The following is a 16,327-nucleotide window of genomic DNA, read 5'->3' as shown; positions in this document are numbered from 1 at the left end:
ATTTGATCAAATTCGGGCGCTCAGAACCTGTAACCAAAGCGGGCGATATCCTCGGCGGCCATGGCGGCAAGCGTTGCTGCGTCGCGGTCGGTATAATAGGCCCGGTAATCGCCCCGCGCCGAGGCGTTGAGGCGCGGCAGGTCGATCCTGAAGCCGAGATGCTCCCAGAGGGGGGCCGCATCCTCGGCAAACCGTTCCAGCCGTATATAGAGGCGGCATCGCTCCTCTCCGTCCGCCGTGGTCATGTAATGGCGCGCGGGCGTGGCGGCCCAGGCGGCGCGCGTCATGGGGTCGTCCAGAAAGGCCGCAAAATCGACCGAGCGCGCCAGCCGCACCGCCGGATGATCGAAGCGTTGTGCGCGCGCCCATGTGTAATAGCTCACCATCCGGTCCCAGGGGTTGCGCACGAGGGTGACGGTGAACATCCCCGCGATCTCCTGCGGGCTCACGATCCCGTCGATATCGGCCAGCGTCGCATGCTTCCAGAGCCGCCCGCACGCCTGCGCCCTGAGCGGAGCCAGCCGCCCTCGCCTGCGCCGCGCCTTGGGTGTATCGCCGATCAGGATATCGCCCGCCATGGCGCGCCCCTCCAACGCCTGCGCCAGAGAGGTGCCCCCGGTCTTGGGGATATGGACAAAGATGTAACCGCGGTCGCTCGACAGGATCATGGGCGCAGTCTAGCGCCTTGCCACCGCCGCAAAAGCCCCCATATTGCGCGCGTCGGACAAGGGGGACCAAAGGATGACCGGATATCTCAAGACGGCCGTTCTCATGGCGGCGATGACCGCGCTTTTCCTCGGGATCGGCGCGCTTCTGGGCGGCGCGGGCGGCGCGATGATCGCCTTTGTCGTGGCGCTGGCGATGAATGCCTTTACGTGGTGGAAATCGGACAAGCTGGTGCTCCGGATGCACAATGCCCGCCCCGCCGACGGCCCCGAAGGGGCGGCCCTCAGCCGGATGGTGCATGAGATGGCCGATGCCGCCGGGATGCCGCGCCCGGCGGTCTATATCCTCGACAATGACCAGCCCAATGCCTTTGCCACCGGGCGCAACCCGGCCAATGCCGCCGTCGCCGCCACCACGGGCCTTCTGCGCAGCCTCAGCCGCGAGGAAATCGCCGCCGTCATGGCGCATGAGCTCGCGCATATCCGCAACCACGACACCACCATCATGACCATCACCGCGACATTCGCCGGTGCCATTTCCATGCTGGCGAATTTCGCCATGTTCTTCGGGCGCGGGCGCAACGGCATGGGCCTGATCGGCACGCTGGCGCTGATGATCCTCGCCCCCATGGCCGCGGCGCTGGTGCAGATGGCGATCAGCCGAAGCCGCGAATACGAGGCCGACCGTGTCGGGGCCGAGATCTGCGGCAACCCGCTCTGGCTGGCCTCGGCCTTGCAGAAAATCTCGGGGCTGGCGGCGCGCATCGACAATGACGCCGCCGAACGCAACCCCGCCACCGCGCATATGTTCATCGTCAACCCGCTTCATGCCCATGCCCATGACCGGCTGTTTTCCACCCATCCCAACCCGGAAAACCGTATCCGCGCCCTGCGCGAGATGGCCGGGCAGGGGGCGCGGCGCGGTCCCTGGGCCTGAGCGCCGCACCTCCCCGTCTTGACAGTCCGCGCAGCCCGCGCCATCAGGGGCCAAAGCAACCCGCAACCGGGCGTTTCGTAGGCGCCAGACCGACGAGGAGACGGACCATGTCCCAGATTTCCCTGACATTTCCCGATGGATCAGAGCGCGCCTATCCGGCGGGCACCACCCCCGCCGAGGTGGCCGAAAGCATCGCGCCCTCGCTCGCCAAGCGGGCGATTTCCGCCCATGTCGGCGGCGCGCATTGGGATCTGCAATGGCCGATCACAAGCGACGCCGAAATCAGCATCAACACGATGAAGGACGAGGCGCCCGCGCTCGAACTCATCCGGCATGATCTGGCGCATATCATGGCCCGCGCGGTGCAGGAGATCTGGCCCGATGTGAAGGTGACTATCGGCCCGGTGATCCAGAACGGCTGGTATTACGATTTCGACCGGGCCGAGCCGTTCACGCCCGAAGACCTTGGCCGCATCGAGGCGAAGATGCGCGAGATCATCAACGCGCGTGACCCGGTGCGCACCGAGGTCTGGGACCGCCCCCGCGCCATCGCCCATTACGAGGGGACGAATGAGCCCTACAAGGTCGAGTTGATCGAGGCCATTCCGGGCGACGAGCCGCTGCGCATGTATTGGCACGGCGATTGGCAGGATCTCTGCCGCGGCCCGCATCTGCAAAACACCGGCCAGGTGCCCGCCGACGCCTTCAAGCTGATGAGCGTGGCAGGGGCCTATTGGCGCGGCGATTCGAGCCGACCGATGCTGCAACGCATCTACGGCGTGGCCTTCCAGAGCCGCGAGGCGCTCAAGGCGCATCTGACCTTTCTGGAGGAGGCCGAGCGCCGCGACCATCGCCGCCTTGGCCGCGAGATGGACCTGTTCCACATGCAGGAAGAGGCCCCCGGCCAGGTCTTCTGGCACCCCAATGGCTGGACCATCTACACCACGCTTCAGGATTACATGCGCCGCCAGCAGGCGAAGGGCGGCTATGTCGAGGTGAACACGCCGCAGGTGGTGGACCGCAAGCTGTGGGAAGCCTCGGGCCACTGGGAGAAATATCAGGACAACATGTTCATCGTCGAGGTGGACGAGGACCACGCCCGCGAAAAGGCCGTGAATGCGCTCAAGCCGATGAACTGCCCCTGCCATGTGCAGATCTTCAACCAGGGGCTGAAGAGCTACCGCGACCTGCCCTTGCGCATGGCCGAATTCGGGGCCTGCAACCGCTATGAGCCCTCGGGCGCGCTGCATGGCATCATGCGGGTGCGCGGTTTCGTGCAGGATGACGCGCATATCTTCTGCACCGAGGATCAGATCGAGGCCGAGACCGCGCGCTTCATCGCGTTCCTCTCGAACATCTACCGCGATCTTGGCTTCCCCGAATTCGAAGTGCTGTTTTCCACCCGCCCCGACGTGCGCGCGGGTAGTGACGAGGTCTGGGACCGGGCCGAGGCGGCGCTTTTGTCGGCCACCCGTGCTGCGGGCATCGAGCCGAAGGTGAACCCCGGCGAGGGGGCGTTTTACGGCCCCAAGCTCGAATTCACCCTGACCGACGCCATCGGGCGCAAATGGCAATGCGGCACGCATCAGGTGGATTTCGTCCTGCCCGAGCGGCTGGATGCCACCTATATCGGGCAGGACGGCGCGAAACATCGCCCCGTGATGCTGCACCGCGCCTGTCTGGGGTCTTTCGAGCGCTTCATCGGGATTTTGATCGAGGAACATGCCGGGCGGCTGCCCTTCTGGCTCAGCCCCCGTCAGGTGGTGGTGGCCTCCATCGTGTCCGATGCGGATGGCTATGTGCGCGAGGTGGTGGAGATGTTGCGCGCGCGCGGTGTCCGTGCCGAGGCCGATCTGCGGAATGAGAAAATCAATTACAAGGTGCGCGAACACTCGGTCGCCAAGGTGCCGGTGATCCTTGCCTGCGGGCTGCGCGAGGTCGAGGAGCGCAGCGTGTCCCTGCGCCGTCTTGGCGTCAAGGAGACGCGCAGCGCCACGCTTGACGCGGTCGCGGCAGAGCTTGCCCGAGAGGCGACACCGCCCGATATGGCGTGACGGTTTGACGGTGCGTCCGGTCCGGGCAGGGCGCATCGGGCCGGTGGGTGACAGGGCAGCATCCGCCTTGGGTGCGACAATATTCTTTGATCTGCATCAAATTCGCGCATTGCCGCTCTGCCGCTGACCTTTTAGAACCGGAAGCATCACGCGGGTGTGAGACTCAGCTTTTCTCGCCCGTCGTCAACACCAGCAGGAGGCATCCAATGGCAGACGCAGCCATTCACGGCCACGAACACGAAGATCAGCGCGGGTTCTTCACCCGGTGGTTCATGTCCACGAACCACAAGGATATCGGCATCCTCTACCTGATCGTCTCGGCGTTCGTCGGTCTCATCTCGGTCATGTTCACCGTTTACATGCGGATGGAACTTATGGAACCGGGCGTGCAATACATGTGCATGGAAGGCGCGCGCTTCATTGCCTCCGATGTCGCCGACTGCACCCCCAACGGGCATCTGTGGAACGTCATGATCACCTATCATGGCGTGCTGATGATGTTCTTCGTGGTGATTCCCGCGCTCTTCGGGGGTTTCGGCAACTATTTCATGCCGCTCCAGATCGGGGCGCCCGACATGGCGTTCCCGCGTATGAACAACCTCAGCTTCTGGCTGTTTGTCGCGGGCACCTCGCTTGGCGTCGCTTCGCTTCTGGCACCGGGCGGCAACGGTCAGCTTGGCTCGGGCGTGGGCTGGGTGCTTTATCCGCCGCTTTCGACCAGTGAGAGCGGGATGTCGATGGATCTGGCGATCTTCGCCGTCCACGTCTCGGGGGCCTCCTCGATCCTTGGCGCGATCAACATGATCACCACCTTCCTGAACATGCGCGCGCCGGGCATGACGCTCTTCAAGGTGCCGCTCTTTGCCTGGTCGATCTTCGTCACTGCCTGGCTCATCCTGCTGGCGCTGCCGGTTCTGGCGGGTGCCATCACCATGCTTCTGACGGACCGCAATTTCGGGACCACCTTCTTTGATCCGGCGGGCGGCGGTGATCCGATCCTCTATCAGCACATCCTGTGGTTCTTCGGCCACCCGGAGGTGTATATCATCATCCTGCCCGGTTTCGGCATCATCAGCCACGTGATCGCCACCTTCTCGCGCAAGCCGGTCTTCGGTTATCTGCCGATGGTCTGGGCGATGATCGCCATCGGGTTCCTAGGCTTCATCGTCTGGGCGCACCACATGTATACGGTCGGCATGAGCCTCAGCCAGCAGAGCTATTTCATGCTGGCCACAATGGTCATCGCGGTTCCGACGGGTGTGAAGGTGTTCAGCTGGATCGCGACCATGTGGGGCGGCTCGATCGAGTTCCGCACGCCGATGCTCTGGGCCTTCGGCTTCCTCTTCCTCTTCACCGTGGGTGGCGTCACCGGCATCGTGCTGAGCCAGGCTGCCGTGGACCGCGCCTATCACGACACCTACTATGTCGTGGCGCATTTCCACTACGTGATGAGCCTTGGGGCCGTGTTCGCCATCTTCGCGGGGATCTATTTCTACTTCCCCAAGATGACCGGGCGCATGATCCCGGAATGGGCAGGCAAGCTGCATTTCTGGGCGATGTTCATCGGGGCGAACCTGACCTTCTTCCCGCAGCACTTCTTGGGTCGTCAGGGCATGCCGCGCCGCTATATCGACTACCCCGAGGCGTTTGCGGTCTGGAACTGGTGGTCGTCGGTGGGCGCGTTCATTTCCTTCGCCAGCTTCGTGTTCTTCTTCGGGTTGGTGATCCACACGCTGCTTCGCGGCGCACGCGAGACGCGGCCAAACCCGTGGAACGAATATGCCGACACGCTGGAGTGGACGCTGCCCTCGCCGCCGCCGGAGCACACGTTCGAGACGCTCCCCAAGCGCGAAGACTGGGACAAGCAGCACGCGCACTGAGCCACGGCTGAGCATGACCACCAAAGGCCCCGGCAACAGCCGGGGCCTTTTGCGTCACTCCATGCGCAATATCCCGGCAAAGCGCCCCTGTGCGACGCTGCGGATCACCCCGGCAATGCGCGCGATCAGCGCGCCATGGGCCGAGCGCCGTCGCCATGCAAGCCCCACAGAGCGCGTGAGCCGGTCATCCCGAAAGGTCAGGAGTGCGACATCGCCGGTCTCGGGGCGCACCTCGGACAAGGCGTAGAGCGCGGGCAGAAAGCTTGCGCCCATGCCGAGCGCCGTCATCTGCCGCAGCGCATCAAGGCTCGTGCCCTCGTAATCCTGCCGCAGCCGCGCCCCCACGTCCTCGCAGAGCGCCGCGATCTGGCTGTGCAGCAGATAGCCCGGCGGCAAGGCAAGAATATCAAGGCCGGCAAGATCACCATCGGCCACGGTGCCGCGCCCTGCCAGCGGATGATCCTGCGCCACGGCCAGCTTGAGCGGCTCGCGGAACAGCCGCGTCACCATGAGATCGCCCGAGCGCACCGGCAGTTGCGCCAATACCAGATCGTGTTTCCCCTCAAGCAACTCCTCCTGCAAGACCAGCGGTGCTGCGTCGCGGATCAAGAGCTTCACCCCCGGATGGTCGCGCCGCAACGGCCCCACCACATGCGGCAGGAAATAGGGCCCGAGCGTGGGGCTGGCGCCAAGCCGGATGGTGCCGGTCTCGCCCTCCCGGCTTGCCCGGGCCAGTGCCGCCAGCGCCTCGGTCTCGTCGAGCACGCGGCGCGCCTGCGCCAGCACCTCGCGCCCCGCCGGTGTCAGGATCGCGCCGCGCGCCCCCCGCTCCACCAGCGCCAGCCCGAGCGCCCCCTCCAGCCGCAGGATCTGCTGGCTGAGCGAGGGCTGGCTGACACCGACACGCTCGGCCGCCTTGCGGTAATGGCCGGTCTCGGTCAGCGCGAGAAAATAGCGCAACTGCCGCAGGGTGATGTCATCGCTCATGTCGCGCCTCCATTGTTTGATAGGATATGACGATCAAGTATTATCATTCAATTGTATTTTCCTCGCTCTGTCAGACCTTATCTCGGTGACACAACAGAGGTTCACCACCACAGACGGGAGACGAGAATGATAACCCACAGAAAGATTTCCCCCCGCTCGCTTCTGGCGCGCATGGCCACGTTGCGCCGTCGCCACCGCGACGTGGATGCCCGCATCCTCGCCGAGGAAAAGCGCCCGATGCCCGACATGGCCCGGCTCAAGCGGCTCAAGCAGGAAAAGCTCGGGCTCAAAGACGCCATCGCGGTGACCCGAACCATCCTTGGTCGGATCGCCCCAGATACGGCCCGCGCGGGTTGATGCGCGCCGCCACCACTCATGGAAAGGCAAGGTCAATGCCGTTTTTCTACGTCGCGCTGATGTCCACACGGTTTTTCCAAAGCGCCCGTCTCGAAGAATTGCGAGACGCCCTGACCGAGACGGCGGAGCGGTCCGCCAGAGGCCAACCGCCGCTCGACAAGGGATAAACCGGCGCTCGTTCCGGGCCTGTCGCCAATCGGGGAGAGCGACAGGCCCGGCCCCGACCCCAAATCTGCCCGCGCTCGCGCAACTTGCCCTCTCGGTCCTGCCGGGGGGGCCTTGTTGCTGCCGCTCGCCCCGCCTCATGCGTCGCTTTCCCGGTTTCCCGCGCCCCGTGCCCCGTGTTACCCAAGGCGGGCAACGCATCAGGACCGCCGCGATGAGCCATGAAATCCGCCTTGCCTTCGAGCACCCCGCCGCCCGCGCCCGCGCCACCGAGCCGGACGGCCCGCTTGACCGCATTTCCGTGCGCGATCACGTCGTCGAGGTCGAGATCGGTGCCTTTCAGGCCGAGCGCGGCACCACACAGCGGGTCTCGTTCAACATCGTGGTCGAGGTGCGCCCGCCCGACGCCCCACTCTCGGATGATGTGGACCGCATCCTGTCCTATGACCGGGTGACCGAGGCGATTGCCCTGGCGCTTGCCGAGGAACGACTCAACCTGCTCGAGACGCTGGCCGAACGCATCGCCGCGCGCATCCTGAGCGAACCGCAGGCGATGCGCTGTTTCGTGCGCATCGAGAAGCTGGATCGCGGCCCCGGCGCGCTCGGGGTCGAGATCGTGCGCTCTGTCGCGGATCTGGCGACCCGCGCCACGCCCCTGCCGGACACGACGCCCCATCCGCATGTCGTCTACCTCACCAATGCCGCCATCGCCTCGCCCAATCTCGGGCGCTGGCTCGATCAGCTTCAGGCACGCGCCGAGCCGGTGATCCTGTGTGTGGGCCATCCCGATGCACCCGCCCCCCGCACGGGCCACCGCATGACACAGCGCCGCGTCGATCTGCTGGCGCTTGAACAGAACGCCTGGGTTCTGGCCGGGCGCGATGACCGCTGCGTGGTGGTCGCCACCCGGACCGAGCTTGACTGGGCCATGAAACACGGCCAGATCAGCGTCTGGGCACCCTCCAAGATCGTGCTCGACGCGGTGGATGGCCCCAGAAACGGCCCCGGGCATCCGGTCGATCTCGCCGCGTGGTTCGCGGGCCATATCGAGGCGTCGGACCTGCTCCTGATCGGCGCGCCGCCGCCCTCCGCCAGCGCCGTGCCGGTGATCCTTCAGGATATCGCGCGGTCTGGTCTCTGATGGGCTATTACCGCCCCCTGCCGCAAACCGGCCCCGCCCGCCCCGAGGGTGCCTTGTCGCTCGCGGGCGGCTGGTGCTGGTTCGATACGGTCGAGGTGCTTGCGCGCGACGCCGCTCCGCGCCTCATGCCCGCGCGCGACCTCCCCGAGGCGGTGCGGACCCGCCTCATCACGCCGCGTGCGCCCCTGGCCTCGCTCGAGATGACCGCGCCGCAGATCATGGGCATCCTCAACGTGACCCCGGACAGCTTTTCCGATGGCGGCCGGCATTTCGATCCCGCGCAGGCGCTGAGCCATGCCCGCGCCATGGCCGCAAGCGGCGCGGCCATTCTCGACGTGGGCGGCGAATCCACCCGACCGGGTGCCGCGCCGGTGCCGCTCGACGATGAAATCGCCCGCACCGCCCCGGTGATCGCCGCCATCCGCGCCGAGATCGGCCTGCCCATCTCGATCGACACCCGCAAGACGGCGGTCGCGCGCGCGGCGGTGCGGGCAGGGGCCAACATGGTCAACGATGTGGCGGGCTTTACCTTCGACCCCGCGCTCGCGCCGTTCGCCGCGCTGCACGCGCTGCCGGTCTGCGTCATGCACGCCCAGGGCACGCCCGAGACGATGCAGCAGGACCCGCGCTATGACGATGTCGTGCTTGACGTCTACGATTGGCTTTCCGCCCGTGTCGAGGCGCTGATCGCGCTTGGCATTCCACGCGCGCGCATCGCCGTCGATCCCGGCATCGGCTTTGGCAAGACGCGCGGCCACAATCTGCGGCTTTTGCAAAACCTGTCGCTCTTTCACGGTCTGGGGTGCCCCGTCCTTCTGGGGGCGTCGCGCAAGCGGTTCATCGGCGATGTGACCGGAACGCCCGTCGCCGCCGACCGCGTTCCCGGTTCGCTCGCCGTGGCGGTGCAGGCCATCGGGCAGGGGGTGCAGATCCTGCGGGTGCATGACGTGGCCGAGACCCGCGCCGCGCGCGACATGTGGCAAGCTGTGACATGCGCCCCGCAGGCTTGAGCGGTTTTGCAAACACTGTGTTGCCGATTTGGAAATTGACAGGGGCCGCGCATCGCTTACCATCGCGGCAGATTAACCGTATTTGAGGGGGTTTCATGCGTCCGTTTTCCGCGAAGATCATGACCGCGCTGGCGCTCGCCTGTCTGGCGGCACCGGCACTCGCGCAGGGGCCGCGCGTCTATGCCTATGACAGCAAGGCGAATTTCTGCCCTGCCGGGCTTCAACCGGTGAGCATCAACGGCACCATCTGCTGCGGCGTTCCCAATCAGGCGCAAAGCTATCAGGAGGCCATGCGCCACCCGGTGAGCACGCGCATTCACCATGTGGCCCGCAGCGCGCGCCCGCGTTACGACGATTGCCCGCCGGGGTCGAAGGGCTGCAACTGAGCGCGCGGGATAGCGCTCAGAGCAGTCGCAGGTCCGAGGCCATCTGCCGCCCGTCGCGGCCGTCGCGAAGCTCGAACCCGACTTTCTGATTGTCGGCAAGGCCGGTGAGCCCCGACCGCTCCACCGCCGAGATATGCACGAACACGTCCTTGCCGCCGTCATCGGGGGCGATAAATCCGTAGCCTTTCGTGGTATTGAACCATTTCACGGTGCCTGTCGGCATGCCGCTCTCCTTCGTATGCGCGTCCCCGGGAGTATGCCGGGCCATATGCGCCAGGTCGCAGGCGCACAGCCCGATGATTGCACCGCCATTGTAAAAATCAAGCGAAACCCCGTGACGGGCCGGGCGCGGCGCGCTAAGAGGGGGGCCGGATACGAGGGCTTGCGATGATCCTTTATGGTCTTAAAACCTGCGATACCTGCCGCAAGGCATTGAAATCCCTTGGAGATGCGGAGTTTCGCGATGTCCGCGCCGATGGGCTGCCCGAAAATGTCGCACGCGCCGCGCATGATCGGTTCGGGGCCGCGCTGGTGAACCGGCAATCGACGACATGGCGCGGCCTCAGCGAGGCGGAGCGGGCGGGCGATCCGCTGGCGCTCATCGCCGCGCATCCCGCGCTGATGAAGCGCCCCTTGATCGAGGCGGGGGGGCGGCTCTATCTCGGGTGGGGCAAGGATGTTCAGGACGCCCTTTTGGGAGACGGATAGGCGATGCGCAGCGCGGCAATGGTTCTGGGGGTGATCGGTGGCTGTCTTGCGGTGCTCGTGGGCTTCTTCAGCTACGGCTATACCGAGGTGGTGGGCCGCTATGGCGAGGTTGAGGGGCTGCTTCATCAGGTGCGCGACCCCGCGCTCATCCGCACGGCAAGCTTCATGGCCCCCTTGCTGGCGATTGCGGGCGGGGCCATGGCCCGGATGCGCGCGCTCTGGGGCGGCGTGTTGCTGCTCGTGTCGGCGGGGCTGATGTATGTCGCTTTCGGCTTTGGCGTCTTTACCATGTTTCCCATCGGCATGACCGGACTGGCCGGGGTGCTGGCGCTGGTCGCGGGCAAACCGGACGAGCCGAAGGCGCATTTCTGAGCAGGCGGGCCGGGCCGGGCCGGGCCGGGCCGGTGACCGGGTGATGGCCCGCCCGACCGTGTCAAGCCGGGCCGGGCGATATTTGTGCTTTTGCCAGGGCTTCGGGCGTCTTTAACCCTCCATCGCCTCCAACTCGTCGATCATGCCCTCGATCATCGACAGCCCCTTGTCCCAGAAAGCGGGGTCGCTGGCGTCAAGGCCGAAGGGGGCGAGCAATTCCTTGTGGTGCTTGGAGCCGCCTGCGCGCAGCATGTCGAAATATTTCTCCTCGAAGCCCTCGGGCGCGGCCTCGTAGGCCGCATAAAGCGCGTTCACAAGGCCATCGCCGAAGGCATAGGCGTAGACGTAGAAGGGCGAATGGACGAAATGCGGGATATAGGCCCAGAAGGTCTCATACCCGTCCATGAAGTCGAACGCCTCGCCCAGGCTCTCGGCCTGCACCGACATCCAGAGCGCATTGATGTCCTCGGGCGTGAGTTCCCCCTCGCGGCGCGCGGCGTGCAGCTTGCACTCGAAATCATAGAACGCGATCTGGCGCACGACCGTGTTGATCATGTCCTCGACCTTGCCCGCGAGCAGCACCTTGCGCTCGGCTTGGGTCTTCGCCCCTGCAAGCAGACGGCGAAATGTCAGCATCTCGCCAAAGACACTTGCCGTTTCGGCCAGCGTGAGCGGCGTCGAGGCCAGCATTTCGCCCTGCGGGGCCGCCAGCCGCTGATGCACGCCATGGCCCAGCTCATGCGCCAGCGTCATCACGTCGCGCGGCTTGCCCAGATAGTTGAGCATCACATAAGGGTGCGCATCGGTCACGGTGGGATGGGCAAAGGCCCCCGGCGCCTTGCCCGGCTTCACGCCCGCGTCGATCCAGCCTTTCTCGAAGAACGGCGCGGCGAGATCGGCCATTTCGGGGGCGAAACCGGCATAGGCGGCCATCACCGTCTCGCGCGCCTCCTCCCAGCCGATGAGGCGGGTTTCCTCCATCGGCAGCGGCGCGTTGCGGTCCCAGACCTGCATCCGCTCAAGGCCCAGCCATTTGCGCTTGAGCTCGTAATAGCGGTGCGAGAGGCGCGGATAGGCCGCGACAACCGCGCCCCGAAGCGCCTCGACCACCTCCGCTTCGACATCGTTGCTGAGGTGTCGCCCGGTCTGTGCGGTCGGCATCTTGCGCCAGCGGTCGAGCACCTCCTTTTCCTTGGCCTGCGTGTTGTGGATACGGGCGAAGGTGCGGATATTCTCGCCGAATACACGCGCGAGTTCGCGCGCGGCCGCCTCGCGTTGGCTGCGGTCATGGTCGGTCAGCAGGTTGAGCGTGCCCTCGATGGTCAGATCCTCGCCATCGACGCTGAACGAAAGCCCCGCGATGGTCTCATCGAAAAGCCGCTCCCACGCGTCGCCGACAACGCCCAGATCGTGCAGGAACTTTTCCAGCTCATCCGAGAGCTGATGCGGCTTCATCGCCCGGATACGGCGCAGCGCGGGAGCATAGCGCGCGAGATCGGCGTTCGCGGCATACATCGCGTCAAGCGCCGCCGCGTCCAGCCGGTTCAGTTCCAGCGAGAAGAACACCAGCGGCGTGGTGTAAGTCGTCACCTTCTCCTGACAATCCGAAAGGAACTTGGCCCGCGCGCCATCGGTCGTCTGCTGGTAATAGCGCAGCCCCGCATAGGACATGATCCGCCCTGCCACCCGGCTGATCGCCTCGTCGCGGTGCAGGCAGTCAAGCAATCCGGCGGCGTCGAGATCCGCCAGCTTGCCCTCGTAATCACTGGCGAAATCCGCGCAGGCACCGCGCAGCCAGTCCAGATCGCGCGCCAGTTCAGGCGCGTCGGGGCTCTGGTAGAGGTCGCTCAGGTCCCATTCCGGCAGACGGCCCAGATCCTTGCCTCCCGAGGCGGTATTGGCGTCAAAGACGGGTTTCACGGTCATGTCACGCTCCTTGTCAGTGCTTTGCGGCAGAGGTAGCGCGCGGGCGGGCGGATGTATATGCGCCGGGGTCGAGAGGCATGAAAAAATCTGCCCGAACGTGGCGAATCCCTTTAACATCTTTTGCAAAAGGGAGGATTGGATCATGTCTGACATTCTGAAGAACCCGGTTGTGATCGGGGTTGGCGGTGGCGTCGTGGGGCTTTTGCTCGGATCGCTTCTGTCGCTCTCGGCGATCGACAGCAAGGTGCGCACCGGTGTGGAGCGCGCCATGGGACCGATGACCGAGGCGGCGCAGGGGGACAAGGACGTGCTCGCCGGTCTGTCGGACCGTCTCGCGGCGCTGGAAACGGCGGTGACGGGCACCGCCGGGGACGCGGTTGCCGTGACCGAAGAGGCCATGGATGCCTTTGGCTCGCGTCTCAGTGCGCTTGAGGGCCGGATCGAGGAGGTGGCCGCCGATCTTGGCGCGCGCATTTCCGAGACCGCCTCGGAGCAGGTGGCGGCGCTGCGTGGCGCGCTTGACGCGCGGCCCGCGCCGGAACCTGCCCCCGCGCCGGAGGTTGCGGCGGCCCCGTCGCACGCCGCGAACATCGAAGGGCTGAGCGACGCCGGCGCGGCGCGCGGCGTGGGGCAGACCTTTGTGCTTGCGGGCGGCGCGGTGCGGGCCTTCGTGCAGCGGCTTGACGCCGGGGCGGGCGCGGCGCGGCTCTCGGTCAATGGCGCGACCTCGGATCTTTCGGTGGGCGAAACGGTGGTGGTCAGTCACGCGGGCGGGGCCTGCCGCCTCGGGCTTGCGGGCGTCGGGGCGGACGGCGTGCGGCTTGTCTCGGATTGCGACAACGCGGGCGGGGGCGATGCGCTCGGCACGGCCTATTCTCCCGGCGAGATGGCCATTCTGGGCGACGGGCTGTTGCGGGTCTTCGTTTCGGGCGCGATCGGCGACCGGGCGCGGCTGGCGATCAACGGGCTTGAGACCGAGCTTGTCGGCGTCGGCGAGAGGCGGAGCGTCACGATCGTCGGGCGCGGCTGTTCGCTGAGCGTGACCGGGATTCGCGGCACATCCGTGCTGCTCGACGGGGGCTGCTCCTAACCGAAAAGCGCCAGCATCGCGCGCAGGTCGGCAAGGGTATCGGCTTCGGTCGGCGGCTTGTCCCGACGCCAGCGCGCGATGCGCGGAAAGCGCAGCGCCACGCCGGATTTGTGTCGCGGGCTGGCCTGTATGCCCTCGAAGGCGATTTCGAACACCTGTTCGGGGCGCACTTGCCGCACCGGGCCGAAACGGTCCAGCGTATTCTTGCGCACCCATGCGGTAATCTGGCGAAACTCGGCATCGGTCAGACCGGAATAGGCCTTGGTGAAGGGCAAGAGCGTGTCGCCGTCCCGGACCGCGAAGGTGAAATCGGTATAGAGATTGGCGCGCCGCCCGTGGCCCGCCTGCGCATAGATCATCACCGCGTCGATGGTCAGCGGATCGAGTTTCCATTTCCACCAGTCACCTCTTTTGCGGCCCGCGTGATAGGGGCCGCTGCGCCGCTTGAGCATCAGCCCCTCGGCGCGGTGGGTGCGGGCGGTGGCGCTGATGGCAGCCAGATCGGTCCATGAGGTGTAGGGGATCGTCGGCGAGGGGCGCAGCGGGGCTTCCTGCGGCAGGGCGCGCACGAGGGTTTCCAGCCGTGCGCGGCGCTCGGCAAGAGGCATGGCGCGCAGGTCGCGGCCATCCTGTTCCAAGAGGTCATAGGCCATCAGGATCACAGGGGCCTCGGTCAGCAGTTTCTTCGGCACGGTCTTGCGGGTGATCCGCTTTTGAAGCGCGGCAAAGGGCAGGGGGGCGGTGCCGTCATGCGCCAGCACCTCGCCGTCGATCACGGTGCCGTCGGGCAAGAGCCTGCGCAAATCGGCCAGTTCGGGGAAGCGGTCGGTCATCAACTCTTCGCCGCGCGACCAGATAAAGACCTGCCCGCCCCGCGCGATCACCTGTCCGCGAATGCCGTCCCATTTCCATTCCGCCAGCCAGTCATCCGGCGGCCCAAGGCTCTCGGGCGCTTCCTCCAGCCCGTAGGCAAGGCAGAAGGGATAGGGGCGCGACAGGCTGTCGCCGGGGTCATGGCTCTCGATCAGATCGGCCCATGTGGTGCTGTCGGGTGACCAGTCGCCCATCAGCCGATGCGCCAGTTCCGCCGGGTCGCGCCCGGTGGCCTGCGCCAGCGCGCGCGTCATCAGCCCGGCGCTGACGCCGACGCGGAACCCGCCGGTGATGAGCTTGTTGAAGACCAGACGTTCCAGCGGCTCCAGCCCCTCCCAGGCCGCCAGCACCTGCGCCTTGCGGGTGCTGTCATCGGCGTCTTTCAGGGCGCGCAGGTGGTCGATCCATGCGCCAAGGCTCGCGTCATGGGAGGTCGAGGGCGGCGGCAGGACAATGGCGATGGTCTCGGCCAGATCGCCCACCACCGCATAGCTGTCCTCGAAGAGCCACAGCGGGATGCCCGCGCGTTCGGCGGCCCATTCGCGCAGGCGCGTCGTGGTGATGGCGCGTTTCGGGCGGCGGCCGGAGAAAAGCGCGATGGTCCAGAGGCGGTCAGGGTCGGGGGCGGTGCGGTAATACCCGGCCAGCGCCGCGAGTTTGGTCGTGGTGCGCGTGGTCTGGTCGAGCGTGGCGAAGAGTGCGGCGAACGCCTTCATGCCTCCTCCTCCAGCGTCTCGCCGGTGAATTCGGTGCGCAGCACGCGCGCGTCATACCCCTGATCGGAGAGCCAGCGGGCGAAGACCTCCGTATAGCCGTGGGTGACATGGATGGTCTCTGCCCCGGTTTCGGCAATGGCGCGGTTGAGACCCGCCCAGTCGGCGTGGTCGGAGAGGACAAACCCACGGTCGGCTGCGCGCCTGCGGCGCACGCCCCGCAGCCGCATCCAGCCGCTTGCCAGCGCGGTGGAGGCCGGGCGGAACCGCCGCGCCCATGGCCCCGCCAGCGCGCCCGGCGGGGCCAGAACCAGCGCTCCCTGCCAAGCGCGCAGATCGGTTTCGGGGGTGACATGGCGGGTCTCGGGCAGGGCGAAGCCCTGTGCGCGCAGCACCGCGTTGGTGGCCTCGATGGCCCCATGCGTCAGGATCGGCGCGATGCTCGGGTCAAGCATCGCAAGCACCCGCTGCGCCTTGCCAAGCGCATAGGCGCCAAGCAGCGAAAACCGCCCCTCGGCGGCGTTGGCAGCCCACCATGCGTTGATGTCGCGCGCCACCCCGGCGGGGTCCGGCCAGTCGAAGACCGGCAGGCCGAAGGTGCATTCGGTCACGAACTGATGACAGCGCACCGGCTCGAACGGGGTCGAGAGCGGATCATGCTCCAGTTTGTAATCGCCCGACACGACCCAGACCTCGCCCGCCACCTCCACCCGGATCTGCGCCGATCCGGGGACATGGCCTGCGGGGTGGAACGAGACGCGCGCCGCGCCGATCCGGCGCGTCTCGCCATAGCGGATCGTATCCAGCGTGAGTGCGCCAAGCCGGTGGCGCATCACGGGTGCGGCAATATCGGTGGCAAGATAGGCACCGTGCCCGCCCCGTGCATGATCGGCATGGCCATGGGTAATGAGCGCCCGCGCCACCGGGCGCCACGGGTCGATGTGAAAATCGCCGGCCGGGCAATAAAGGCCGTTCGGAGTGCGCGTCAGGACCATGGTGCAATCCTAGCGCGGCGCGCAGGCGGGGCCAGCCCTTGCGCCGGGGCGCGGGCGGGATATGGTGC

General features: G+C 66.4%; 16 protein-coding genes. 10 read left to right on the top strand and 6 right to left on the bottom strand.

All coding sequences use genetic code 11. The features are described 5' to 3' along the window. Positions 1-20: 20 nt before the first annotated feature. On the bottom strand, positions 21-668 hold the full coding sequence (locus tag ABIE57_RS01065; protein WP_354537127.1) for a sulfotransferase family protein: 648 nt from the start codon (positions 666-668) through the stop codon (positions 21-23). Positions 669-741: 73 nt separating this feature from the next. Here ABIE57_RS01065 and htpX point away from each other — a divergent pair, with 73 nt between their 5' ends. The 3 genes from htpX to ctaD all read left to right on the top strand — a co-directional run bounded on the left by htpX (position 742) and on the right by ctaD (position 5,536). Continuing rightward, entirely contained in the window at positions 742-1,602 is an 861-nt protein-coding gene (gene htpX / locus ABIE57_RS01060; RefSeq protein ID WP_354537126.1) for a zinc metalloprotease HtpX, read from the top strand. A gap of 107 nt (positions 1,603-1,709) precedes the next feature. Continuing rightward, positions 1,710-3,656 carry a threonine--tRNA ligase gene (gene thrS, locus ABIE57_RS01055; RefSeq protein WP_354537125.1) on the top strand — a complete coding sequence of 649 codons (1,947 nt, stop codon included), beginning with the start codon at positions 1,710-1,712 and terminating at the stop codon, positions 3,654-3,656. A 206-nt stretch (positions 3,657-3,862) separates the two neighbouring features. Further along, a complete protein-coding gene (gene ctaD / locus ABIE57_RS01050; protein WP_354537124.1) occupies positions 3,863-5,536 on the top strand; it encodes a cytochrome c oxidase subunit I in 1,674 nt (557 codons plus the stop codon). A gap of 54 nt (positions 5,537-5,590) precedes the next feature. Here ctaD and ABIE57_RS01045 read toward each other — a convergent pair whose 3' ends face one another. After that, a complete protein-coding gene (locus ABIE57_RS01045; RefSeq protein WP_354537123.1) occupies positions 5,591-6,523 on the bottom strand; it encodes a hydrogen peroxide-inducible genes activator in 933 nt (310 codons plus the stop codon). 126 nt (positions 6,524-6,649) lie between these two features. Here ABIE57_RS01045 and ABIE57_RS01040 point away from each other — a divergent pair, with 126 nt between their 5' ends. The 4 genes from ABIE57_RS01040 to ABIE57_RS01025 all read left to right on the top strand — a co-directional run bounded on the left by ABIE57_RS01040 (position 6,650) and on the right by ABIE57_RS01025 (position 9,582). Then, on the top strand, positions 6,650-6,880 hold the full coding sequence (locus ABIE57_RS01040; RefSeq protein ID WP_354537122.1) for a YdcH family protein: 231 nt from the start codon (positions 6,650-6,652) through the stop codon (positions 6,878-6,880). Positions 6,881-7,259: 379 nt separating this feature from the next. Further along, positions 7,260-8,186: a dihydroneopterin aldolase gene (locus ABIE57_RS01035; protein WP_354537121.1), complete on the top strand. Its 927-nt coding sequence runs from the start codon at positions 7,260-7,262 to the stop codon at positions 8,184-8,186. Beyond that, the gene (folP, locus tag ABIE57_RS01030) at positions 8,186-9,196 is read left to right on the top strand and encodes a dihydropteroate synthase (protein ID WP_354537120.1); all 1,011 of its coding nucleotides are present in this window, start codon (positions 8,186-8,188) and stop codon (positions 9,194-9,196) included. Before ABIE57_RS01035 ends, folP begins: the two co-directional genes overlap by 1 nt. A gap of 95 nt (positions 9,197-9,291) precedes the next feature. Next, positions 9,292-9,582, top strand: coding sequence for a hypothetical protein (locus tag ABIE57_RS01025; protein WP_354537119.1), 291 nt, complete (start codon positions 9,292-9,294; stop codon positions 9,580-9,582). A gap of 16 nt (positions 9,583-9,598) precedes the next feature. Here ABIE57_RS01025 and ABIE57_RS01020 read toward each other — a convergent pair whose 3' ends face one another. Further along, the gene (locus ABIE57_RS01020) at positions 9,599-9,805 is read right to left on the bottom strand and encodes a cold-shock protein (RefSeq protein ID WP_354537118.1); all 207 of its coding nucleotides are present in this window, start codon (positions 9,803-9,805) and stop codon (positions 9,599-9,601) included. Positions 9,806-9,969: 164 nt separating this feature from the next. Here ABIE57_RS01020 and ABIE57_RS01015 point away from each other — a divergent pair, with 164 nt between their 5' ends. Continuing rightward, positions 9,970-10,290, top strand: a complete 321-nt coding sequence (locus ABIE57_RS01015; RefSeq protein WP_354537117.1) for an arsenate reductase family protein — start codon at positions 9,970-9,972, stop codon at positions 10,288-10,290. 3 nt (positions 10,291-10,293) lie between these two features. Further along, positions 10,294-10,662, top strand: a complete 369-nt coding sequence (locus tag ABIE57_RS01010; protein WP_354537116.1) for a hypothetical protein — start codon at positions 10,294-10,296, stop codon at positions 10,660-10,662. Between the two features lie 111 nt (positions 10,663-10,773). On the opposite strand, the gene ABIE57_RS01005 is transcribed toward ABIE57_RS01010, so the two are convergent. Then, the gene (locus tag ABIE57_RS01005) at positions 10,774-12,588 is read right to left on the bottom strand and encodes a M3 family oligoendopeptidase (RefSeq protein WP_354537115.1); all 1,815 of its coding nucleotides are present in this window, start codon (positions 12,586-12,588) and stop codon (positions 10,774-10,776) included. 142 nt (positions 12,589-12,730) lie between these two features. Here ABIE57_RS01005 and ABIE57_RS01000 point away from each other — a divergent pair, with 142 nt between their 5' ends. After that, positions 12,731-13,678 carry a hypothetical protein gene (locus ABIE57_RS01000; protein ID WP_354537114.1) on the top strand — a complete coding sequence of 316 codons (948 nt, stop codon included), beginning with the start codon at positions 12,731-12,733 and terminating at the stop codon, positions 13,676-13,678. Here the strand turns inward: ABIE57_RS01000 and ABIE57_RS00995 are convergent. Together ABIE57_RS00995 and ABIE57_RS00990 are read right to left on the bottom strand one after the other, a co-directional pair. Then, entirely contained in the window at positions 13,675-15,267 is a 1,593-nt protein-coding gene (locus ABIE57_RS00995) for an ATP-dependent DNA ligase (protein WP_354537113.1), read from the bottom strand. The two genes, ABIE57_RS01000 and ABIE57_RS00995, sit on opposite strands and share 4 nt — an antisense overlap. Further along, the gene (locus ABIE57_RS00990) at positions 15,264-16,259 is read right to left on the bottom strand and encodes a ligase-associated DNA damage response exonuclease (RefSeq protein WP_354537112.1); all 996 of its coding nucleotides are present in this window, start codon (positions 16,257-16,259) and stop codon (positions 15,264-15,266) included. Before ABIE57_RS00990 ends, ABIE57_RS00995 begins: the two co-directional genes overlap by 4 nt. Positions 16,260-16,327 lie beyond the last annotated feature (68 nt).

The sequence above is a fragment of the Roseovarius sp. MBR-6 genome (genome assembly GCF_040547525.1).
Classification (GTDB): domain Bacteria; phylum Pseudomonadota; class Alphaproteobacteria; order Rhodobacterales; family Rhodobacteraceae; genus Roseovarius.
The sequence above is the reverse complement of the archived record's forward strand: the minus strand, read 5'-3'. Positions and strand labels throughout refer to the sequence as shown.